This window comes from Echinicola salinicaeni (assembly GCF_014280965.1).
Lineage (GTDB): Bacteria > Bacteroidota > Bacteroidia > Cytophagales > Cyclobacteriaceae > Echinicola > Echinicola salinicaeni.
Map to the genome: position 1 here is coordinate 207,197 of NZ_JACODZ010000001.1, position 23,663 is coordinate 230,859.

Below are 23,663 nucleotides of genomic sequence, written 5' to 3' on the forward strand. Positions count from 1 at the left end.
TAGTGGGTTTAAAGAATGTGTCATTTTATTTTTATTGGACTAGAAATTTGTGTCCAGCACAAATACCGTAGGGATTTTGTGTAAGTCCAATTTAGTCTTCCTCCATTCGGCAATGGTCTTCGTGACGATCATTTCATCTTTCCCACTGATGTTTTTAGCTACACATAGTTTTGTATTGGGGTTGAGGTGTTGCTTTAGGTCTTCCATTAGGTGGTTGTTCCTAAAGGGAGTCTCCATGAAAATTTGTGTCCTCCTATATTTGCTAGAGTCGGCTTCCAGTTTTTTTATGGCATCAATTCGCATCTTTTTATCGATGGGGATATAGCCCACAAAGGCAAAAGATTGGCCGTTGAAACCCGAGCCCATCAATGCCATGAACATGGAAGATGGACCAGATAAGGGAACTACTTGGATTCCTTTTTGGTGGGCGTAGGCCACCGCAACTGCTCCAGGGTCTGCAATGCCTGGACAGCCTGCCTCAGATATTACACCCATATCATGCCCCTCAAAGATAGGCTTCATGAGTTGGGCTACTTTGGCCTCTTTGGTCTTTTTATCCAAGATTTCAAAATGGAGTTCTTCAATGGTTAGCCCCAACTTTAAACTGGAAATATATCGACGGGCGGTCCTTAGGTTTTCTGCCAAGTAATGTGTTGTGTTTTTGATCACATCTTTTACTTGAGGGCTAATGATTTCTTGGGCTGTCCCTTCCGCCAAGATATTGGGGATGAGGTATAATTTTCCTGTTTTCATATGGTCAATTCCGAGTACCTGGTATTGCTATCCTAGAAATGCTTTTATGGTGGCTACCACTGCGGCGGGTTGTTCAGCGTGAAGCCAATGCCCCGCATTTTTAATGGTAATTAATTTATATTCAGGAAAATATTTTTCCAGGTCTTCTTTGTCCTTGTCTTGAATATAATTTGAATTGGCCCCACGCATGAATAAGGTCGGACCATCAAATGATTTATCTCCAGTAAGGGCTTCTCCTACATTATTGATTTTTTCTGTGATCACTGGGAGATTTACCTTCCAAATGAATTTTCTGTTTTCATCCCTTCCTAAACTTTTCAAAAGGAATTGGCGGATGCCCATTTCGTTAATATACTTCGCCAAGGTATCATCGGCTTCCTTTCTGGATTTCAGCTCATCCATATTGATAGCATTTAAGCCTTCAAGGATTTGTTGGTGATGAGGAGGGTAGTATCTCGGGGCTATATCGGCAATGATCAATTTATTGACCTTACTGGGGTATTTGAGGGCAAAGTTCATGGCTGTTTTTCCTCCCATGGAGTGTCCCATGATATCTGCAGATTCCAAACCTTGAGCGCTCATAAAAGCTGCCAAGTCATCAACCATGGCCTTGTAGTCCCATTCATCACTCTTAGGAGAATCTCCATGGTTCCGTTGGTCCACCAAATACATGGTATAATTATTCTCAAGTTCTTTGGCAATGCTTAGCCAGTTGTCTGCAGATCCAAAAAGCCCATGTAATATGATTAAGGGTTTTCCTTCTCCGACTTTCTTAAAATTTAATTTCATCTCAAGGATTTGAAAAGCTTCGATAGATTTTGATGGATTGGGATTTAATCTTCCTCTAGTTGTCTTCTGTACATTTGGATGGTGTTTTCCAATCCATAATACAAGGCATCGCAAATGAGTGCATGTCCGATAGATACTTCATCCAGAAAAGGAATACTTTCTTTTAGGAATTTAAGGTTGTCCAAGTCAAGATCATGTCCCGCGTTGAGTCCCAAGCCCAGTTCCTTAGCCAAACGTGCTACTTCTACATAAGGTTTAACGGCACTTTGCTTGTTTTTGTGATAATTGGTGGCGTAAGGTTCCGTGTATAGTTCCACCCTGTCAGTCCCTGTCAGTTTTGCAGGCTCAAAGTATTTTGGCTCGGGGTTGATGAAGATGGAAGTCCTGGTGCCATACTCATGCAGCTCAGCGATAATGTCCTTGAGTTCTTCTTGGTGGGCAATGGTGTCCCAGCCTGTATTGGAGGTCAGCACATGAGGAGGGTCTGGAACCAGGGTGGCCTGGGCCGGTTTTGTTATTCTGATGATTTCCATGAACCGCTTATCGGGATAGCCTTCTATATTGAATTCTGTGGTTACCACATCCTTGAGTTTCATGACATCATCATAAGTAATATGTCGTTCATCAGGCCTTGGGTGAACAGTGATGCCTTGTGATCCGAATTTTTCCGCATCCAATGCTACCTTTACGACATCAGGATTATTGCCTCCCCTGGCATTCCTCAAGGTGGCAATCTTGTTAATATTTACACTGAGTTTGGTCATTTTAATAAATTATACTCTTAATTTTGTTCAAAATTACACCTTAAATAACATAAACATAAAGATAATGAGTTTAAAGCAAAGTATAGAAAGCGAAATTAAAAAGGCGATGTTGGCCAAGGAAAAGGACAGGTTGAGGGCTTTGCGGTCAATTAAGTCGCTGATTATGTTGGAAGAGACTAAGGGTGGTGATAAAGGCATGACAGAAGATGAGGAACTTAAACTTTTGACCAAAGCTGCAAAACAGAGAAGGGATTCAGTTGAAATTTACCAGCAGCAGAATCGTGAGGACCTTGCCGCTACTGAATTGGCTGAATTGGAAATTATCAATGAATTTTTACCTAAGCAACTTACAGAAGAAGAATTGGAAGCTGCCTTAAAAGAGATTATTGCTGAGCTTGGCGCTGAAGGGCCTAAGGATATGGGTAAAGTGATGGGAGCTGCCACTAAGAAATTGGCTGGAAAAGCTGATGGGAAGATGATTTCCCAGAAAGTAAAAGGACTTTTGGTATAAGTATTTTTGGGCGCGATAGATATTGTCATACTGATATTGCTGGGTATAGGCGCTTACAGCGGCTATAAACGTGGCCTATTTATAGGGATATTATCTATCGTGGCCTTTATATTTGGATTAGTATTCGCTTTCAAGTTTATGCACTGGGGGGCGGAAATGCTAGCAGAGAGGGTGGAAAGCCTGACTTTTATGCTGCCCTTTGTGTCATTTTTGATCATCTTTTTTATTGTTACGCTGAGCATCAGGTTACTGGCCTATTTGGTAAAGCAAACCTTGGACCTGACCTTATTGGGGACATTTGATAATTTTGCTGGAGCGATATTGGGAATTTTGAAATGGGCCTTTATGATCAGTTTGTTGATATGGGCAGCCAATTCCTTTGGTATAGAATTTCCTGAGGAAGATCTGGAGGAATCAAGGTTTTATAATTTATTGGAACCATTTGCTCCATTTGTAATCAAAATCATAGGCAGTATTACCCCAGTAATAAAAGATGCTGTGGATAGGATCAATGAACTGGTAAATATGAGTCAGGATGCTATTGCTAATTGATAATTTTGATTCCTTCTCCCATATACTGGCGGATTATTTTCTTCAGACGGGAATGGAATTGAAGATTGTGAGGAATGATACTCCACTAGCATTGCTCAAAGAGGAAAAATATGAAGGAGTGGTGCTTTCTCCAGGCCCAGAAACTCCAGATAAGGCCGGGAATTTAAAAGAAATATTAGCTTACTATCATGATAAATTACCCATTCTTGGGGTTTGCTTGGGACATCAATGCATTGGGGAGTTTTTTGGTGCTCAATTGGTTAAAGGAGCAAAGCCAGTTCATGGAAAGGTCCATAGAGTAAATAAGGTAGCAGAACATCCTGTTTTAAAGAATCTTCCTGAAAGTTTTATGGTTACTCGATACCACTCATTGGAACTCATGGATTTACCCGAAGATTTGGAGGTGATTTTGGAAACCGATAAGAAGGAGATCATGGCCATGGCCCATAGAAAACTGCCGATTTTTGGAATTCAATTTCATCCTGAAGCCCATTTGACAGCGTATGGTTTGGAATTGATTCAACAGTGGGTAGCTTATTATTGTGGTAAAGAAAATTTATTCAAAGTTTCCTTTTAACAAGTTAATTACCTGCTTGCCATGGTGATGTTTATATATTTTAAAATGGCAAACTTGTTTATAGAAGGATTCGTTTTAAATATTAACTACAATTTAATATCTTTAAAACATGCAGGCATACGAATTTATCAATAATATGATTCCCCCATTGAAATTGACTGATAAGGTCAGAATGGCTTTGTCATGGATGGAGGAAATTCGTACAGATGTTTTACCGGTTGTGGAAGAAGGCATGTTCAAAGGTCTAGTGACTGATGAAATGATCTATAACTTCAATAGGGAAGATATTTTGATATCAGATTTGCCATTGGAAGCTGAAGGCTGTTTTGTTTCAAAGGATAAGCATATTTACGATGTGCTCAGGGTAGCATCAGAATATCAAACCAATATGGTCGCGGTGGTAGACAAGGACAATATTTATCATGGGGTAGTGACCTTAGAAGATGCCATTGCCGCTTTTGCTGATTCCATGGCTATTCAGGCTCAGGGAGGGGTGTTGGTCTTGTCCATGTTTATGACGGATTATAGCCTTTTCGAAATTGCAAGGGTGATCGAATCTGAAAATGCCAAGATATTGAGTAGCTTTCTCACCAGCGATCCTTTGGATGATAGTAAAATAAAAGTAATCCTTAAGATCGATAAAACAGAATTGAGGCATGTTAAGGCCACCTTGGAAAGATTTGGTTATAAGGTCATCGACCATTATCAGGAGGAAATGACCCAAAGTGGAGAACAAGACCGATTGGATAACCTGCTTAGATTTTTGAATATTTAAATGAGCCCTTTTCAATGAATATAACCATTCATGGGATAAAGTTTCAGCGGGAATTTGTTCCATATATTGAACAATTAATTAGTGCACTACATAAGCATAATGCCAATATTTACCTTACAGCCGCTTTTCAGAAGAATTTGAAAAAATCCGGAGCCAAGGCTACCGGATTCACTATATTACCCAATAGAGAAAAGTTAGGTGAAATGGATTTTGTGGTCTCTGTAGGTGGTGATGGGACACTTTTGGATACCGTGTCCATGGTTGGGGAATATGAGGTGCCTATCCTTGGTATCAATACAGGCCGGATGGGTTTTTTGGCGACCATCGCCAAAGAAGATGTAGAAAAGGCCATAGAAGTGCTTTATGACGGGAAGTTTACTATTCAAGATAGGGCATTGATCAATTTGGAAGCTGATCAACAGTTGTTTAATGGCGTTCCATATGGACTGAATGAATTTACCATACATAAAAGGGATACTTCTTCTATGATTACGGTTCATACCTATATCGACGGAGAATACCTGAATAGCTATTGGGCGGACGGTTTGATTATTGCGACACCTACAGGATCGACTGGATATTCACTGAGTTGTGGAGGTCCTTTGATATCTCCTTTGGCCAAGAACTTTGTGATCACTCCAGTAAGCCCGCATAACCTCAATGTGCGGCCCATGATCGTTTCGGACGAAAGTGAGATCACCTTTACCATTGAAGGGAGAAGTGAGAAATTCTTAATTTCACTGGATTCCAGGTCAACGGCGGTGGAGGCTTCGGTGAAATTGACCGTGAAAAAAGAAAAATTTGTAGCAAAGTTGGTTAAGTTCCACGATTACAGTTTCTTTGACACCTTAAGGAAAAAGCTGAATTGGGGCTTTGATATGAGAAATTAGTTTTAACATAAATTAACCCTGAGAATACTGTAGAGGGTTTTTTATTCGTTAGGTACTTTATAAATTGCAGCGTCTTGAAAAAAGTCAAATTTGAAAAATTGTGTTTGGTCATTGTGCTTGGGCTCTTATTGAGTTTTCCCATGGTACCACTACAAGCGCAACAAAACGAATATGGCTTGGGCCTAGGGGTTGCCACTTATTCTGGTGATATCATCAGAAGCTTGGACCCGGAACAATTGGGCCTTCAAGGAACGTTTTTTGGCAGACGAAATTTTGACAATGTTTGGAGCCTTCGCTTCGGGTTTTCCGTGGCAGGCTTAAACGCAGCAGACAGTGTAAGTCCATTGGATGCCATGGCCCAGTCCAGAAATGCTTATTTTAAAGGATTGTTGGTAGAGGGACATGCGCTTATGGAATATCATTTTCTGGATTATCTGGCTCCACATTCTACCTTCAGGTTTTCTCCTTATGGTTTCTTTGGTTTTGGCTATACCTTTTTCTCTGGAAAAGGCCAGGCCTATCAGGGAGAAATCTATCCTGATGATGAAGGGAAGTATTCCTTGTCCACCCCTGTAATTCCATTTGGCTTGGGGATTAAGTACAAGTTAAAGGAGAGGTTGTTTATGGCTTTGGAGTTTGGTTTCAGGCCAACTGTTACGGATTTTCTTGATAAAATAGAATATAACGAAAATTATATACCGCGGTTCCCTGACCCTAATTATGTCCCCAATCCAAGCGACCCCAATGATACCCCACCAGTTTATGGACTCAACTATGGAAATAAGTCTGATAAAGACTGGTATTATTTTTTAGGCGTGACCCTCAGTTATTCATTCCACCAAGTAGAATGCTTTAATTATTAATTAATTGGAGCTTGGGATAGATTATTAAAAAAGAAATAGCATTTTTGTACCTCCAAAAAATTAAGTTCGGATTATACTGGAATGAAGGAAGTGATTCACAAGGAGAACATACCCAAACATATAGCCATCATTATGGATGGAAATGGTCGATGGGCGCAGGGAAAAGGTGCTAAACGTGTTTTTGGACATAGAAATGCCATTACTGCGGTGCGAGAGGCGATCACTGGAGCAAACGATTTGGGAGTAAAGTACCTTACCCTTTATACCTTTTCAACAGAAAATTGGTCTAGGCCAAAGTTTGAGGTCAATGCTATCATGGAATTGTTAATGAATACCATGACAAGCCAGCTCCCTGATTTAATGAAGGATAATGTGAAATTGACCTATGTGGGGGATTTTGATAGTCTTTCAGGCCGTTTTCAAAAAAAACTTAGCGAAGTGATGGAGGCAACTTCCGGAAATACCGGGATGACCTTGGTGCTTGCACTGAGTTATAGCGGTAGATGGGAGGTGACCAAAGCGGTAAAAAACATTGCCAAAAAAGTAGCTGACAAAGAAATTGATTTGGAGGAAGTGACGGAGGAGTTGATTTCTTCTAGTTTGCTTACCAAGGATATTCCTGATCCAGAATTGCTGATCAGGACAAGTGGAGAATTGCGAATTAGTAATTTTCTGCTTTGGCAACTGGCCTATACAGAGCTGTATTTTACAGAGGTGTTATGGCCAGACTTTAGAAAAGAGCACCTGCATGAGGCCATCGTTGATTACCAGAACAGGGAAAGACGATTTGGAAAAACAGGTGCACAGATTAAATCATGAGATTAATGAGAAAAAGCTTACTAATAATTTGTTTACTTCTTTTTGCCGGTATCACCCAAGCGCAGATTAGGCTAGGACAAAGCAGGTACTCGGTTCAAAAACCAGTGGACATTCTTGAGTTGAATTATGTTCAGCCAAAGAATTTTAAAATTGCAGAAATCAAGGCTGTTGGACTTTCGACCCTTGATGAAACCGCCATTATTTCCTTGTCTGGTCTTAAGGTCGGTGATGAAATTAGCGTGCCTGGTGATGCCATTTCAAATGCCCTGAAAAAACTCTGGGGCCAAGGGATCATCGGGGATGTAAAGATTTTGGTGACGAAGATCGAAGGGGATGAAATATACCTTTTATTGGACCTTACAGAAAGACCAAGGTTCAGTATTGTGGAGTTTAGTGGAGTGACCAGGACTCAGGAAAGTGAGCTAAAAGACAAGGTACAGATCAGAGGTCGTGTGGTACGTGATGATGTTTTGAACACTTCCAAAAGAAATATTACTCAATATTTTGTTGAAAAGGGCTACCTCAATACGGATGTGAGAGTCATTCAGGAAAGGGATACTACTTTTCCAAATAGTGTTAAGCTGAGATTTGATGTGGATAAGAAGTCCAAAATCAAAATCAATGAGATTGCCATTGCAGGAAACGAGCATATAAGTGATGGCAAGATTAAGAAAAAGATGAAAAAGACCAACGAGCATGCCCGTGTTCGTATTTTTAAGGATGTCTTCCAAAGATTGAAAAATGCCAATGGTGAAAATCTAAGCAATACCATTAAGTACAGAAATCCTGTTTCTGATGAAGAAGTCAAAACCTATATCAATAAAAACATCAAATTAAACTTCTTCGCTTCTTCAAAATTCAATAAGAAGGAATACAGAAACGATAAAGATAATGTAGTCAGTTTTTATCAAAATAAGGGATATAGGGATGCAGAAATCACCCGTGATTCCATTTATAATTTTGATGAAAGAACTATCAATATTGAGCTGGACATAGAAGAAGGTAAGCAGTACTACTATAGAAATATTAGTTTTACAGGTAATTATATCCACGATGATGAAGTGCTTTTACAAAAGTTGGGTATTCAAAAGGGGGATATCTATAATAAAGAAAGACTGGATAAAAGGTTGAATTATGATCCTAGTCGTGGGGATGATGTCAGTTCTCTTTATCAGGATGATGGTTACCTTTTCTTTACGATTGATCCTGTGGAGGTAAATGTAGTGGCCGATTCCATCGATATTGAGATGAGGATTTTTGAAGGGCCGCAGGTGACTGTAAACTCAGTTTCCATTGAAGGGAATGAAAGAACTTCCGATCATGTGGTGATGCGTGAAATCAGGATTTTGCCTGGTCAGAAGTTTAACAGGGCCTTGTTAGTAAGGACCATCAGAGAGCTTTCCCAGATCGGATATTTTGATCCTGAAACCATTAATCCTGATCTAAGGCCAAATTTTGAAGATGCGACAGTAGATATTGTTTTCCAATTAGAGGAGCGACCAAATGACCAGATAGAATTGTCCGGTGGTTGGGGTGGATTCTATGGATTCGTTGGTACGGTTGGATTGGTGTTTAATAATTTCTCTGTGAAGAATATTGGTGATTTCTCGAAGTGGAGACCACTACCGGTGGGTGACGGTCAGAAATTATCACTGAGGGTGCAGGCCAATGGTAAAAGTTTCCAGAATTATAGTTTCTCATTTACGGAGCCTTGGTTTGGAGGTAAAAAGCCGAATGCCTTGAGTGTAAGTTTTAATCACTCTGTCCAGAGAAGAATTGATGTTTTTAATCAAAATAACTTTGGAGAAGAGCTGGGTTTCTTTAAGATTACCGGTGTGACTTTGGGCTTGGCCAAAAGAGTTACCTGGCCGGATGATTATTTCAGCATAAGTAATTCACTTCAGTACCAGATTTATGAATTTGATGAATATGGTAGAAGCTTTGGTTTAAGTTATGGAACAGGTAAATCAAACAGTTTGACCTATAATATCACGGTAAGTAGATCCAATGTCGATCAGCAGATCTATCCGAGGGTAGGTTCTAATATTTCCTTAAGTGCCAACTTTACTCCTCCCTATTCGGCATTGAATAAATCAATCGATGGTGAATCACCCGATGAAGAAAAGTATAAATGGCTGGAATATCATAAATGGATGTTTGATGCGAAATTCTATACGCCTATATTTGGCTCCAGCAAATTCGTGATCAATGCCAGGACGCACTTAGGGTTCTTGGGCTCTTATGGAAATAAGATAGGGATTATTCCTCTTGAGCGATTTGTGATGGGTGGTGATGGTATGACCTTTAATAACTTCTCATTGGGACAGGATATCATTGGTCTAAGAGGCTATGAAAACCAGGTGATTACTCCTGGAAGAATAGAAAGAAATCAGGGGATTGAAGCTCCTTTTGGTGGTGTGGTTTATAATAAGCAGGTGATGGAACTGAGGTTCTTGGTTTCTCCAAACCCTTCCGCAACCATTTATCTGCTTGGTTTTGCTGAGGCAGGAAACAACTGGGGAAGCTATGCGGAGTTCAACCCATATGACTTGAAGAAATCTGCAGGTTTTGGTGCGAGGATTTTTATGCCAGCTTTTGGCTTGCTAGGTATAGACTGGGGTTATGGCTTTGATCCAGCTCCAGGTGCACCAGAGCCAAGTGGTGGAATGTTCCACTTCACAATTGGTCAACAATTCAGGTAAATCATGAAAAAGTGTCTGAAATTAGTACTTTTACTATTTTTGTTCAGTCCTGCTGTCATGGCGCAGAAGATTGGTTATGTGGATTCTGAATATGTGCTGAATAAACATCCTGATTATAAGGTTATTCAGAAGGAATTGGAGAGTCTGGCAAGTACTTGGAAAAAAGAGGCACAGAATTTGGAGAATGAGATCAAGGAAATGTACAATGCACTCAAAGCGGAAGAAGTCCTGCTTACTGAGGAAATGTACCAAGAGCGGCTTGATGAAATCAAAGAGAAGGAAAGAAATGCCACCGCATTTAATACCAGGGTCTTTGGACCGAAGGGGCAATTTTTCCAGAAACAGTCAGAGTTAATGCAGCCCTTGCAATCCAAAATATTTGATGCCATCGATAAGGTAGCTAAACGTAATGGCATCGCCATCATGTTTGATAAAGCGGCTGATTTATCGATGATTTATACAGATCCGGTACATGATTATTCGGATTTTGTGATAGAAGAATTAGGAATAGAAGAAAACAAATAACTTAATTAAACTAAAATTATGAAAGTAAGAATTATCCTTTCAGCCATTGCAATGTTCGGTTTATGCTTCGTAGCACAAGCCCAAGATGTTAAAATTGGCTATACCAATGTAGAGGTATTGATGAGCTTGATGCCAGAAATGCAGCAGATCGATGCTGATATGAAGGATTACGGTACACAATTACAAACGAGCACCCAGACAAAACAACAAAATTTACAAAGAGAGTTTCAATCTTATCAGCAAGCTGCCCAGACCATGACCGAAGAGGCAAGAATGGCCAAGCAGCAGGAATTGAGAAAGCTTGAAGAAGAGTTTCAAAAATATCAACAAGATGCCCAGGTTTCTTATCAAAGGAAATTAGGCGAATTGTTGGAGCCGGTTCAGACTAAGGTTTTCAATGCCATCAATTCAGTAGCCGCTGAGCACAATTATACGCATATCTTCTCTGAAACTGCTGGTCAATCTCCAGTATTGCTTTACACTAAGGAAGCTGATAAGTTCACGGAGTTGGTAGCAGCTAAACTAGGAATTGAAATTCCTGAGCAAATGCCAGAAAATGCTGAATTGCCTCAGTAATTATTGAATAAGATCATTTGAAGCCCGGCCATCAGCCGGGCTTTTTGTTTATATATTTGTTTGATTATCCTAAATCATTTCAATATGGCTAAGAAAAAGATCAAGGACATTATCAGGCAGTCCAACGAGGCGGTGTTGGTAGATTTTTATGCAGATTGGTGCGGGCCATGCCAGACCATGGAACTTGTTCTAGAAGAAGTGATAGATGAGCTTTCAGGAAAAGTCAAGCTATTAAAAGTTAATATCGATAAGAACAATCAGCTGGCCCTAAATTTTGCCGTCAGGTCAATCCCACATTATATCTTGTTTAAGAAAGGAAAGATCCTGTGGCGCAAAGGCGGCGTAATGACCAAAAGAGACTTACTCAAACAGCTTAAGGGAGTAGTCTAAAGCCCATTGTTTATTTTTCATGTTTATAGATTAAATTATCTATAATTGGCTTTATCTCATAGGTTTTTGTGTAAAACCATAACTAAATGTATTGTTTTATGGTAAAAACATGAAAAATTTGTAAATTAAAAAAATAACGATTACTAAATTAATTTACCTTTTATGAAAAAAATTAATCTATTATCTATAGCTTCTGTATTCGCTTTTATGTTCTTTGCTTTACAGGGAACTGCTTTTGCTCAAGGGGCGGCGGTAGAAAATGATTTTACAGATGAGGATTATGAGAAGTTTGTAGCTATCAATGTAGCTATTATTCCTGTACAGCAAGAACTCCAAGGTAAGATGGTGAAAGCTATACAAGATGAGGGTTTGGACATTAATAGATTTCAGGAATTGGCCAGGGCGCAGCAATCCGGTAATATCAAGGATGCTTCAGATGACCCTGCTGAATTGGCCAAATTCAACCAGGCTGGACAAAAAGTAATGGAGATGCAGAAGGGTGTACAAGCTAAGGTTCAGGAAATGATCCAGGAAGAGGAACTTAGTGTTCAGACCTTTCAAAGAATGTCTATGGCCTATAATCAAGATCAAAAAGTAAAGAAAAAAATAGATACCTTGATGCAGGAAAAAATGAACAAAGAATGACTTGCATAAAATGTAGGTTGAATAAAGCGGGCTGAGAAGTCCGCTTTTTTTGTATTATCTCAGTTAATTAAAGACTGCTTTCAATAAATTGTAAACTGAACATCCAAAAGCCTGGATTTGAGCGTAACTTTAGTGTTTAATAGGTTTTGTCAATCCATGGTTGATGTAATCACTTAGTAATTTATAACAATAGGTTGTAATTTTGGTTTCTCTAAAAAAGTGATAGAATTTATGAATAATAAGGCAAAAGTAGGAGTGCTATTGGTCAATTTAGGAACCCCAGACAGTACTGCTGTACCTCACGTAAGAAAGTATCTCAGGGAATTTTTAATGGATGAACGAGTAATAGACATCCCTTTTCTCTCTAGATGGTTTCTGGTCAATGGTATTATTGCACCTTTTAGGGCACCTAAGTCTGCTGCAGAGTACGAAAAGCTATGGACAGACCGGGGATCGCCTTTATTATTTCATACAGAAGATTTGAAGACTAAGCTTATTCAGCAGTTGGATGCTAAGAAATACCATGTTGAAATGGCGATGCGGTATCAAAGTCCCAGTTTAGAAGAAGGACTTCGCGCACTGCAAGATGCCAAGGTGCAAAAGATCATAATATTGCCTTTATTTCCGCAATATGCTTCTGCCACCAATGGTTCAGTAATCCATAAGGTTATGGAGGTCATACAAGATTGGCAAGTGGTACCAGCGATCAATTATGTAGCAAGATTTATGGACCATCCCTTATTTTTGGAAGCCTGGAAGGAAATTGCTGAAGAAACTATGCAGGGGCAGGAATACGATGCTTATTTGTTCTCCTACCATGGATTGCCAGAGAGGCAGATTAAGAAAGCTTCTTGCAATGGTTTTTGCCAATTAAATGATAAATGTTGTGCTGTGCAGACTCCTTCCAATCAGTATTGTTACAGGGCCCAGTGTTTTTATACTACCAGATTATTGACCGAAAAAATGGGGTTGCCCAAGGATAAAGTGCATACGGCCTTTCAGTCAAGATTAGGGAAGGATCCATGGATACAGCCATATACTGAAGATAAGATCAATGAATTGGCCAAGGCAGGATCAAAAAGGGTTTTGGCATTTTCCCCAGCATTTGTGGCCGATTGTTTGGAGACGACAGTGGAAGTAGGAGAGGAGTACAAAGAAGTTTTTGAAGCAGCAGGAGGAGAACAGTGGGACCTGGTGCCTAGTCTGAATTCCAATGATACCTGGGTAGATTGTGTAAAAGATATAGTACTTCAAAATACCTGATTGATTTTATAAAGATTTGTAATTATTATTTATTTCCCTTGAATAGATATTTCAAAAGTCGTGAAGACAAGATGGGCCAATGGTTTTTGGTGCTGGGAATTGTATTGGTATCATTTTGTTTGAGACCTTCACTAACTTCTGTGGGGCCACTGATTCCTTTGATCAGGGAAGATTTGGATTTGTCCAATGGTTGGTCTGGTTTTTTGACTACACTGCCATTATTGATATTTGGCGTTTTTTCATTGTTGGCCAGTAGAATCGGCAGCTATTTTGGCACCATAAGGGCTATTTTGATAGCGCTGGTTTTGATAGCTTTTGGAATTTTTATTCGGGTACAAGGAGGGGCTTTTATACTGTATTTTGGTACTGCCCTTACGGGTATTGGGATAATATTGTGTAATGTTTTATTGATCCCCTTGATCAAGGTTAAACTGCCCGATAAGATGGGGATAATGACCAGTGGATATACTACTGGAATGTCACTTTTTGCGGCTATAGGTTCTGGGGTCAGTGTGCCGATTGCTGTTGGACTTGGGCTCGGTTGGCGGGGTGCCTTATTGGTTTGGTTGGCCTTGTTGATATTGGCTATTATTGTTTGGATTCCACAAGTGAGAAAGCATAAGGTAAAAGGACCTGAGGAAGCAGAGACCTTTGGTAATAGTGTCTGGAAATCAAAATTAGCTTGGCAAGTTAGTATTTATATGGGTATACAGTCCCTGATGTTTTTTACCATAGTGGCCTGGTTGCCTGATTTGCTGATCAGTAAAGGCTTTTCAGTTGAGAAAGCGGGTTTTGCATTGAGCTTGATGCAGGTTGTTGGATTGATAGGTTCCTTTTTAGCACCTTTATTAGCGGTGAAATATAGATCACAAATTGCCCTTTCGGTTTTAATTGGCTTGGCATTTCTACTTGGCTATTGCTTTTTGTTTACGAGTAACTTTACCTTGCTTTATTTTGGATTGACCATTATAGGCCTATGTTTGGGAGCGAGCATCAGCTTGATTTATACTTTAATTGGTCTGAGGTCTGAAGGAGATAGAACTAGAAAGCTTTCGGGTATGGCGCAGTCAGTAGGATATTTTTTAGCCGCCTTGGGACCACTTACGGTTGGTCTTTTATTAGATTTGTTTCAGGACTTGAATTTGTTTATTGAAATATTAATCGTATTCTCCATTATTCTGGCTTATTTGGGAAGCAAGGTAGGTAGAGACGTGAAAGTTTAATTTGTATTTACCATAGATTAAGAGCTGAATCATGCAAGAGTTCTTTAGTACATTGGGAATTGATGACAACTTATTTACTTATGTCATTATGCCCGTTTTGATCTTTTTGGCCAGGATCGGTGATGTGACCATCAATACGCTTCGGATAATGTTTGTTCTCAATGGTAAGAAGAACATTGCGCCTATATTAGGTTTTTTTGAGGCTTTGATTTGGTTGTTGGCCATAGGGCAGATATTTCAAAATATTGATAACCCCTTGTCTTATATCGCCTATGCAGGAGGTTTTGCTGCCGGGACCTATATGGGAATGGTAGTGGAAGAGAAGTTGGCTTTGGGAAGGGTGTTGGTAAGGGTGATTACCAAAGAACCCATGCCGGAGCTTATAGAATTTATGAAAGAAAAAGACTATCGATTTACCAGTGTGGGGGCTGAGGGGAGATACGGTAAGGTCAATTTACTTTTTACGGTGATGAAAAGAGATGCCCTGAAGGAATTTGTTAATAAGGTTAAGCAGTGTAATGATAAGGCCTTTTATACCATAGAAAGTGTAAAGAAAATTAGTGAAGATGATTTTAATGTGATGGAGGACCGCCCTAGGTTTACTACAAGACTTTTTAATAGGGAAAGAAAATGAAATGATCAAATGGATATACGATTACATTTGGAAGCGGGACATTCGAAGGCCCAATCTATGGAGATTGTCAAATATGTAGGGTATGATAAAAGCCGGTTTTCTAATTTGTTTGGTGTTTTTGTTCGTGGACCTTATAGGATAAGTCAAAGGGCCGCTCATCCCATAGCCTTGATTATAGAGCAATATCCAAAGCTTTTGTCGCCTTATTTTCCAGAGATTATAGGCTTGTTAAAAAGAGATGATATCCATGATGCCGTTAAGCGGAATATTTTTAGAATGCTCCAAAGTCAGAAAGTGCCTGGGAAATATGAGGGAGAGGTACTTGATTTGGCTTTCTCTTTTTTAGTAGATAGGAAGCAAGCTATAGCAATCCGCGTGTTTGCAATGCAGGTGGTGTTTAATCTTTCTGCTAAATATCCGGAAATAAGAGCAGATTTAAAGATGGTTTTGGAGGATATGCTTCCTTACGGTTCTCCTGGTTTTAAAAACAGGGCGAAAAAGATTCTTTCAAAACTTATGATGTCCTAAAGCGATTCCATAAAGCGTTGATTAAATCCTTCTATACCTTGTAGGCCTCCTGAATGGATGATCATGATTTTACTGCCAGAAGGGAAATGGCCTTTATTGATCAGATCAAATACCCCGTAAAACAGCTTGCCTGTGTAGATGGGGTCCAAAGGGACTTGGTATTGGTGTTTGAAGTTTTTGATGAATTCAATTAGTTCGGGTTTGTGTTTCGCGTAGCCACCAAAGTGATAATTGGTGAATATTTCCCATGAGCATTGAGGGTGAATTTGATGCTTTCCTAATAGTTCATTGATTTCTTTGATGATAAAATTGCCTTTTAAGGAAGAGAAGCCCAGGATTTTTTGTTCTTTCATTGCTGAGCCTAGCAAGCCCGAAATGGTTCCTCCAGTTCCAATGCTTGAACAAATAAAGTCCATTTGTTGGTCTTCTTTATCAAGGATTTCTTCACAGCCTTTTATAGCTAAACGATTGGTTCCTCCTTCGGGGATCAGGTAGAATTTTCCGAATTTTTCGTGAAGAGAACGAATTACTTGCTCTTTATGCTTATTTCGGTATGTTTCCCTGTCCATATAGAATAAGCGCATGCCATTGTTTTTGGCGGTAAGTAGGGTAGGATTAAGGGATGTTTGCTCTTCTCCTCTTATGATGCCTATGGCTTTTAGATTAGCTGCTTTGGCCGCAGCAGCACTTGCTTGAATATGGTTAGAGTAGGCACCTCCAAATGTCAAAATGGTATCATGGCCAGCATTTATTGCCTCTTTTAAGTTGTATTTAAGTTTAAAAAACTTGTTTCCGCTTATTAGAGGGTGGATCAAATCAAGTCTTTTTATGTAAATCTCCAAGTTTTGGGAGATACTTTCTGGGGTACTGATCTTTTGATTTGGGTGTGAGTGAGGACTTATCAAGGGATGATATTTTTTATTTCATTCAAAATTATCAAAAACTTTATGATTAGTCCTGTATTTTTGCATCATGAGAGAAGAATTGGAAGACGAAACTTTTGAAAATGGTGATGGAGGTCTGTACGAACACTTAAGGATAGAAGTGGATAAGGGGCAAGCAGCCATTCGTATAGATAAGTTTTTAACTGATAAGGTGGCCAATGCTACAAGAAATAAAGTGCAGCAGTCTATTGATGATGGTTTTGTCAAAGTAAACGACAGAACTTGTAAGTCCAATTATAAGATTAAGCCTGGAGATGTTATCACATTGAGTTTGGCTGCAGAACCAAAGGGAACAGAAGTAATACCTGAAAAAATAGCGCTGGACATCATATATGAGGATGATTATTTGCTCGTGGTGAATAAGCCTGCGGGGATGGTGGTTCATCCAGCCCATGGTAATTGGACGGGGACATTGGTGAATGGTTTGGTTTATTATTTTAACCAATTGCCAGAATTGCCCGGCAATACTGGGCGACCGGGCTTGGTCCATAGAATAGACAAAGATACTAGTGGGCTATTGGTGATAGCTAAATCAGAGAAGGTAATGACTGATCTTGCTAAGCAGTTTTTTGACCACAGTATTGAGCGTACTTATATAGCCCTGGTATGGGGTGAGCCTGAATCGGATGAGGGAACGGTAAATGCTCATGTTGGCAGAAGTGTCAAAGATCGTAAGGTGATGAGTACTTATCCTGAGGGTGAATCAGGTAAACATGCGATTACCCATTGGAAAGTATTAAAGCGATTACGGTATGTTTCTTTACTGCAGTGTAATTTGGAAACTGGTCGTACCCATCAGATTCGTGCACATATGAAATACCTAGGTCATCCACTGTTTAATGATCAAATGTATGGTGGGGATAAGATAAGAAAGGGAACCCAGTTTTCTAAGTACAAGGCTTTTATTCAAAATTGTTTTAAAGAATTGCCAAGGCAAGCATTGCATGCGCAATCTTTGGGATTTATTCATCCTATTAGCAGGGAGTTTATGCAGTTTTCTACGGATTTACCAAGTGATATGCGTGTTGTTGTAGATAAATGGGAGAATTATGTAAACTTTGATGTTTAAGCATTTTGATTTTATAATCGGTAATTTTTGAACTTTGTTTTTAACTATACGTTAAGAATATTGGATTTTATTTGATTGAAATAATAGTGGAAACTATAAATTCATTATTGAGTTTTCAAAAAATGACTTAAAATTATGATGTGTAAAGCCTTGATTTATAATGTATAGTTATGTTTTTTGAAAAAAATGTAAAAATTCATTAAAACTTTTGTAAAATTTTATACTGTAAAAATCTTGACGTATATTTGTAGAATAATCAAGGAGATGAAAGTTTTCCTTTAGGAATTGTAAGGTGGTGAAGCCACAACTGGGGGTATTGAAAGTACTTGAAAGGTTCGAATCCTTTTCTTACAACAGGTTATTTTGGGTTTATTGTTAATTGACTAAAGCTATGAGATTCTATTTCATAGCTTTTTTTTTGAAATAGAAATGTAAGTACCGATTTGGCTTTTAGGAAAGTAAGTAGAGTTTCGATGATTAGTTTATAAATCTCCTATTCAGAAATATTAATAGCCCTTTTTTAAGTGATTGAAGTTTTTATCAGCTGCTATTGATTTATTTTTAATCTCGATTATTTATCAGTGTTTTTAATTATTGAAAATATTATAAGTAAGGTATTTTGTTAAAATATATGTAATAAAAAATAAATATTGTTGTGAAATTTGCATCGTATTGCTCCTTGTATTACCTTTGTATCATAAGGAAGAGATAAAAGGTCTCTAGATACTGTAGGATGTTGAAATTGGCAGACAAGCCCTCCTGTCTCGGGGGTGGAGAATCTGGGATAAAGCAAATATCGAGCTCGTGTTTTGCCTAACTACTCCGTGGAGGTTCGAGTCCTTCTCCTACAGCAGGTTATTTTGGGTTTATTGTTAATTGACTAAAGCTATGGAATTCTATTTCATAGTTTTTTTTATGTCAAAAATTTTTTATCAGCTCTATAGTCGTTTCCAAATAAAAGTGTTTTAGTTGGTTTAAGCTGGCTTTTTGGTTTGGTGTATTCGATGATTATAGCTATAAAAACTAGATCATTGTTAAAATGATAAAATTTTAGTTTAAAAACCATGTTTGATTAGTTATGTGTTAATTTATATATGTGATTAATGTTAAATGTGTAAATATTAACATAATAAATTGTTTATATTTTAAAATTTGAAGGACTTTATTACCTTTGAAGCATCAAATAAGTCAAACGCGACTTGTATACTGTAGGATGTTGAAATTGGCAGACAAGCCCTCCTGTCTCGGGGGTGGAGATTCTGGGATAAAGCACACATAGAGCTCTTGTGTTGCCTAACTTCTCCGTGGAGGTTCGAGTCCTTCTCCTACAGCAAAGTGTTAAATTATTTAAAAGAGAATGTTTTTATGGCAAGGAGAATGGGAAACCATTATGCATAGAGACGTTCTCTTTTTTGTTTTTAACCTGTATGTAATTTTATCTTTTGCTACTTCTTTTTGAGATGAATTAATTATAATTTGCTATCTATACGATAGTATATGGCAGAAAAGAAAAAAGATAAGAAAAAGCTGAAGCGGTTTCATAAGCGAATTATTCGCATTTTTTCCATTACACTTTTTGTATTAGGCGTGCTTCATGTAACAGTGTATTTTGGATCGGATCTCCTGCTTAGAAATTATGTTCAGCATAAGGTGGAAGAGGCCTCAGGTGGGCTTTATGAGGTTAATTTTGACCGATTTCACCTTTCGATATTTGAAAGAGGATTTTATTTTTCTGGCTTTGTGCTTTCCCCTACCAAGGAGGCAATTGATTCAGTAAGTAAAAAGCCCATTTATAAAGTGCAGGCTCCTGAAATTGCTGTAAAATTTGTTGGCTATGATTTTTCTGAAAAGGTACTGGATATTGGAGAAATCCGATTTGTGGAACCCTCGGTACAGTCCAAACAAGATCTAGAGCTTATTGATGATTTTTCTACGGAGTCTAGATTAGAACAATTGTTGGGTGAAATTAAGCGCTCTGTTGAAAATGTAAGGTTAAAGGAAATAATCATAGAAAACCTATATGTGGAAAAGGCTGATTTGCTCATTGAGAATTTTGTCAGTCATAAGTCTATTAAAGCTGAAAATACAAATATCCAAATCAAGGATATTTTAATGCTTAATCCAAGGCCAAAGCCTACCCCCTTTAATGCCGCTGGTTTCAATTTTACTTTGGAGAACTTTGAAATGTTATTAGCGGATAGTGTTCATAATCTTCAGGCGAGTGAAATCCAAGTATCCTCATTGGATAATTATATCCAAGCAAAAAGTGTTGTGCTAAGCCCTGATCTTGGCAAGGAAAGGGAGGTTTACTATAATATGGTTTTGGATAATCTTGAACTGACTGATGCGGATATCAATCAGGTTTTTTATACCACAGATGTCAATGTGGGACAAATGACATTAAGAAATCCTAGTTTCTTAATGTATTCAGAGCTTTCGCCCGAATCCGACAGAGTGCTTCAGGACTATAGTTTATATCCTTTGATAAAAGATATTTTGGCTTCTATCAGTATTGATGATTTGACCATAGATGATGGTGTGTATCTTCAAAGGGGTGTGGAAGACGAATATAAAAACCGGATAGAGGCTGATCGAATAGATTTTCAAATGAAGAATGTCTATATAGGACCAGAGTTGAAGTCTAGTCCAGAGCAATTTTTTTATGCAGATGATGCTGCCTTGGAATTATCGAGTGTGAAGGTGGTATTGGCTGATGGTGTTCATTGGATCACCGGTGATAAAGTGAAGATTTCTTCTTTTGAGGACCGGGTAGACGTGGAGGGAGCCAAGGTGGAGCCTTTTAGAGATGCCGGTAAAGATGTGACTTTATTTGAGGTGGATATCCCTCGCTTTAGTTTAGAGGAGGCTAATTTGAAAAAGGTATATAATCAAAGTGTTTTGGATATTGAAAACCTTGTGATCAGTCAGCCCTTTGTGAAATTTGTGAATATCCAAAAAAGGTCAGAGCAATCCCAAGTAAATACCATTCAGGACTTGAGCAAGGATTATCTCAGTGCCATCTATATTAAAAAGCTGGAGCTGCAGGATGGAGAGATGGTGCTGAATAATAAGCTGGATATAAACAAAGACAGTATTTCCTTTCAAAAGGTAAGTTTTGTGATGGAAAACTTTGCTGTAGACGAAAGCACGGAAAGGGACAGTACCACAAGGTTCTTCATGGCAGAAGCATTACAATTGGAATTGGATGATTACGCCATGAAATTGACCGATGATATTCACATATTCAAGGCAGATAAGATTTTTATTGATACCAAATCCCAAAGTTTACAAGTGAAAGGTTTGGGTTTTGAGCCATTACACCCAGAGAAAGTAGAGGAAAATCTTAAAAGGGTAAATAAGAAGTCTGTATTGGACCTTGTAATACCGGATATTTACCTGCATGGAGTGGATATAAGAAAGGCTTATTTTGATGAAAAGTTGGAGGTGAAGCATATTGAGGTCAATAATCCCAATATTAAATTAAGTCGTTATTTGGCCAGACAGGAAGAAGATGAGAAGGAGAGGATTTATGATATCTATGATTTGGCTACCAGCTATTTTTCCTACATCATTGTTGATTCGGTAAGTTTGATCAATGGATCCATTGCCTATGACAATTATGTAAGAGATCGGATAAAGACCTTCGCTGAGAATGACGTGTTTATCCATATCAAGAATTTCCATTTGGATAAGGATGTTTCTCCAAGGATGGCAGGGTCTTTATTCGCAGAGGAGTTGGATATAAGCTTGAATAATTATGTCTTTAATGTAGCCAATGGAAAATACAGCATGAGTGCTGATAGGATCAGCTATAATTCTTCAAAGGATGAATTGGTTACTGCAAATGTTAAGCTGAGTCCAAACCGTAGTTTAGGAATGAAGCTGGCGCTTAGTGCAAATATCCCTAGCCTAAGTTTTTCCGGGGTGGATATGGAGGCTTTTCTCTTTGAAAACTCCCTGTCCCTGTCAAAAGTGAAGATGGCTGATGCCCAGGTCAATTTATTTATTGATAGGCAGGCCGAATTGGATAGTGCTGATATGAAAAGCCAAAGGGTCAAAAACAGGAAGTTGCCCAAAAAGATTGATTTGATAAGTATAGATACTGTGGAGGCTTCCAATGCTCATTTTAATGCTTTTTACAGTAGTGAAGGAGGGGAACGGGAGCTGATTAACACTGGAGTCAACCTGTCCTTTTATGGCTTGTTTTTGGATTCAGCCAAATTGCAGCAAGGAGATATTGTAAATTTCTTTGAAAATATGGCCATGGATATAGATGATTTTTCCCTGACCCTTAGGGACAGTGTTCATACCATTAATTTCAGCAGTGTTGGCTTAGATACCAAAAGTGATGAGATTACCTTTGAAGATTTCAGGGTAAATCCATTGGAGCTTAATGGAGGATTTAGAGGGCCTATAGTAGATGCTTATATCCCCAAGGTGAAAATCAAAACATCATCATTGACGAGTTTTCAGGAAACGGGACGTCTTGATATTGATGATCTGGAATTGGACCAACCTGATATCCATCTTTATTTGGATAAAAAAGGGGCTAAGGCCAAGGCTGATGAAAATGCCAAAGAAGTAGTACAAGATGTTATCAAGCAATTGGTAATTGATGATTTCAGGCTTAATGGAGGAATTTTGAGTATTAGGGAAAAAGATACTACTGGAAAAGTCCAAAATTACTCAGGTGTCAATATGGTACTGAGTGACCTTAACTTTGATCTTAGCAGTAATCAGGGCTTCGATAAGAATATGGTATTGAACAAGGATTTTTTAATTGAGTTGCCCAATTATACCCTTAAGCTTCCTGATTCCTTAAATGTGTTGGAAGTGGGCTTGGTCCTGCTCTCAAATGAACGTATGGTGTTAAAGGAGGTTGAACTGAAGCCACGATATGGAGATTATGAGTATTTGGATAAGGTGAAATACCAGACTGATGTCATCCATGCTAAATTACCAGAGGTGGTTTTTGATCATGTTGATGTGAAAGGGATAATAGAATCCAAGGATATCAGGGGGAGAAGTATGACGATCATTGAGCCAGAAGTGAATGTCTTTAGGGATAAAAGAATGCCCTTTGACTCGACTCTCGTAAGGCCGATGCCTCAAGAGCTGATGAGGTCATCAGGTATAAAGATGGAGTTGGATACCATTATGCTCCAGAATGGAAAGGTTGTTTATAAGGAGTTTCCCGAAAAAGGCATGGTGCCCGGAAGCATCGCTTTTGATTCCTTGACTGCTAGCATCAGTCCCTTTTATTTAAATAAATCCCTTGATGATCCTTATCCCATTTCGATGAGCGAGTTAAAGGCTTTTGCGATGATGAATGGGGTGGCACCTGTCAATATGAGTGCAAAGCTGTATTTTGATGATCCTTATTTAATGGAAGTGGCTGTGAATTTAGGGGAGTTTCAGGTGAGTACCATTAATTCTATTTTGGCTACTAATGCTTTTGTAAAGGTACTTGAAGGGGTGGTAAGGCCCTCGGACTGGAGATTCCAAGCCAATAAACATGAGGCATCCGGAAAGATGAATTTCAGGTATAATCGTTTGAAGGTGATGCTGCTCAATGAACGTACCTTGAAGAAGGCCAGAGGACGGACGGGGATGTTGAACTTTGTGCTCAATGCCTTTGCACTCCGGGGCAATAATCCGCGTAAGTTTTTTAATACCATGGTAGAAGCTCCGATTTATTTAGAGAGGGATACCAGCCGATTTATTTTTAACTATTGGTGGAAGCTCAGTTTCTCAGGATTAAAGGGGAGTATGGGTTTAGGTGAAGCGAAAAAAGAGGAGGATGATGAGTAATTTGGTGGCTTCTACTGCTAAAGGCAAAAGCAATCGGATATTTATGTGGTCATTAATCGA

General features: G+C 38.7%; 22 protein-coding genes. 18 read left to right on the forward strand and 4 right to left on the reverse strand.

Features of this window, described 5'->3' with window-relative positions; all coding sequences use genetic code 11:
- Positions 1-39: 39 nt before the first annotated feature.
- Genes H7U17_RS00815 through H7U17_RS00825 form a run of 3 tightly spaced genes read right to left on the reverse strand, consistent with a single transcriptional unit; the run spans position 40 to position 2,306 of the window.
- Entirely contained in the window at positions 40-753 is a 714-nt protein-coding gene (locus tag H7U17_RS00815; RefSeq protein ID WP_186753808.1) for an SAM-dependent methyltransferase, read from the reverse strand.
- A gap of 27 nt (positions 754-780) precedes the next feature.
- Positions 781-1,542, reverse strand: a complete 762-nt coding sequence (locus tag H7U17_RS00820) for an alpha/beta fold hydrolase (RefSeq protein ID WP_186753810.1) — start codon at positions 1,540-1,542, stop codon at positions 781-783.
- Between the two features lie 44 nt (positions 1,543-1,586).
- Complete coding sequence (locus tag H7U17_RS00825) at positions 1,587-2,306, reverse strand: pyridoxine 5'-phosphate synthase (RefSeq protein WP_186753812.1); 720 nt, start codon at positions 2,304-2,306, stop codon at positions 1,587-1,589.
- 64 nt (positions 2,307-2,370) lie between these two features.
- Between H7U17_RS00825 and H7U17_RS00830 the strand changes: the two genes are divergently transcribed.
- The 16 genes from H7U17_RS00830 (at position 2,371) to H7U17_RS00905 (ending at position 15,779) form a co-directional block, all read left to right on the forward strand.
- Positions 2,371-2,817 carry a GatB/YqeY domain-containing protein gene (locus H7U17_RS00830; protein ID WP_186753813.1) on the forward strand — a complete coding sequence of 149 codons (447 nt, stop codon included), beginning with the start codon at positions 2,371-2,373 and terminating at the stop codon, positions 2,815-2,817.
- A gap of 6 nt (positions 2,818-2,823) precedes the next feature.
- Positions 2,824-3,369, forward strand: a complete 546-nt coding sequence (locus H7U17_RS00835; protein WP_186753815.1) for a CvpA family protein — start codon at positions 2,824-2,826, stop codon at positions 3,367-3,369.
- On the forward strand, positions 3,353-3,946 hold the full coding sequence (locus H7U17_RS00840; RefSeq protein WP_186753817.1) for an anthranilate synthase component II: 594 nt from the start codon (positions 3,353-3,355) through the stop codon (positions 3,944-3,946). Before H7U17_RS00835 ends, H7U17_RS00840 begins: the two co-directional genes overlap by 17 nt.
- Before the next feature lie 109 nt (positions 3,947-4,055).
- Complete coding sequence (locus H7U17_RS00845) at positions 4,056-4,721, forward strand: CBS domain-containing protein (RefSeq protein WP_186753819.1); 666 nt, start codon at positions 4,056-4,058, stop codon at positions 4,719-4,721.
- A 14-nt stretch (positions 4,722-4,735) separates the two neighbouring features.
- Complete coding sequence (locus H7U17_RS00850) at positions 4,736-5,611, forward strand: NAD kinase (RefSeq protein ID WP_186753821.1); 876 nt, start codon at positions 4,736-4,738, stop codon at positions 5,609-5,611.
- Positions 5,612-5,685: 74 nt separating this feature from the next.
- Positions 5,686-6,474, forward strand: a complete 789-nt coding sequence (gene porG / locus H7U17_RS00855) for a type IX secretion system protein PorG (protein ID WP_186753823.1) — start codon at positions 5,686-5,688, stop codon at positions 6,472-6,474.
- An 81-nt stretch (positions 6,475-6,555) separates the two neighbouring features.
- Positions 6,556-7,293 (forward strand): isoprenyl transferase, encoded by a 738-nt coding sequence (locus tag H7U17_RS00860; protein ID WP_186753825.1) that lies wholly within the window; start codon positions 6,556-6,558, stop codon positions 7,291-7,293.
- A gap of 5 nt (positions 7,294-7,298) precedes the next feature.
- Positions 7,299-9,995, forward strand: coding sequence for a BamA/OMP85 family outer membrane protein (locus H7U17_RS00865; protein WP_186753827.1), 2,697 nt, complete (start codon positions 7,299-7,301; stop codon positions 9,993-9,995).
- A 3-nt stretch (positions 9,996-9,998) separates the two neighbouring features.
- Positions 9,999-10,520, forward strand: a complete 522-nt coding sequence (locus tag H7U17_RS00870) for an OmpH family outer membrane protein (protein ID WP_186753829.1) — start codon at positions 9,999-10,001, stop codon at positions 10,518-10,520.
- Positions 10,521-10,538: 18 nt separating this feature from the next.
- Positions 10,539-11,096, forward strand: a complete 558-nt coding sequence (locus tag H7U17_RS00875) for an OmpH family outer membrane protein (RefSeq protein WP_186753832.1) — start codon at positions 10,539-10,541, stop codon at positions 11,094-11,096.
- 84 nt (positions 11,097-11,180) lie between these two features.
- Complete coding sequence (gene trxA, locus H7U17_RS00880; RefSeq protein WP_186753834.1) at positions 11,181-11,486, forward strand: thioredoxin; 306 nt, start codon at positions 11,181-11,183, stop codon at positions 11,484-11,486.
- Between the two features lie 162 nt (positions 11,487-11,648).
- A complete protein-coding gene (locus tag H7U17_RS00885; protein ID WP_186753837.1) occupies positions 11,649-12,131 on the forward strand; it encodes a DUF4168 domain-containing protein in 483 nt (160 codons plus the stop codon).
- A 231-nt stretch (positions 12,132-12,362) separates the two neighbouring features.
- On the forward strand, positions 12,363-13,394 hold the full coding sequence (gene hemH, locus H7U17_RS00890; RefSeq protein WP_186753839.1) for a ferrochelatase: 1,032 nt from the start codon (positions 12,363-12,365) through the stop codon (positions 13,392-13,394).
- 71 nt (positions 13,395-13,465) lie between these two features.
- Positions 13,466-14,617: a CynX/NimT family MFS transporter gene (locus H7U17_RS00895; RefSeq protein WP_186754871.1), complete on the forward strand. Its 1,152-nt coding sequence runs from the start codon at positions 13,466-13,468 to the stop codon at positions 14,615-14,617.
- Between the two features lie 31 nt (positions 14,618-14,648).
- The gene (locus tag H7U17_RS00900; protein WP_186753841.1) at positions 14,649-15,251 is read left to right on the forward strand and encodes a DUF2179 domain-containing protein; all 603 of its coding nucleotides are present in this window, start codon (positions 14,649-14,651) and stop codon (positions 15,249-15,251) included.
- Between the two features lie 9 nt (positions 15,252-15,260).
- Positions 15,261-15,779, forward strand: a complete 519-nt coding sequence (locus H7U17_RS00905) for a hypothetical protein (protein ID WP_186753843.1) — start codon at positions 15,261-15,263, stop codon at positions 15,777-15,779.
- Here H7U17_RS00905 and H7U17_RS00910 read toward each other — a convergent pair.
- Entirely contained in the window at positions 15,776-16,621 is an 846-nt protein-coding gene (locus H7U17_RS00910) for a 1-aminocyclopropane-1-carboxylate deaminase/D-cysteine desulfhydrase (RefSeq protein WP_230981221.1), read from the reverse strand. The genes H7U17_RS00905 and H7U17_RS00910 overlap by 4 nt on opposite strands.
- Positions 16,622-16,751: 130 nt before the next feature.
- On the opposite strand from H7U17_RS00910, the gene H7U17_RS00915 reads away from it, so the two are divergent.
- Both H7U17_RS00915 and H7U17_RS00920 read left to right on the forward strand, forming a co-directional pair.
- Positions 16,752-17,792 carry an RluA family pseudouridine synthase gene (locus H7U17_RS00915; RefSeq protein ID WP_186753846.1) on the forward strand — a complete coding sequence of 347 codons (1,041 nt, stop codon included), beginning with the start codon at positions 16,752-16,754 and terminating at the stop codon, positions 17,790-17,792.
- 1,497 nt (positions 17,793-19,289) lie between these two features.
- Complete coding sequence (locus H7U17_RS00920) at positions 19,290-23,603, forward strand: hypothetical protein (RefSeq protein WP_186753848.1); 4,314 nt, start codon at positions 19,290-19,292, stop codon at positions 23,601-23,603.
- The last annotated feature ends 60 nt before the right edge of the window (positions 23,604-23,663 follow it).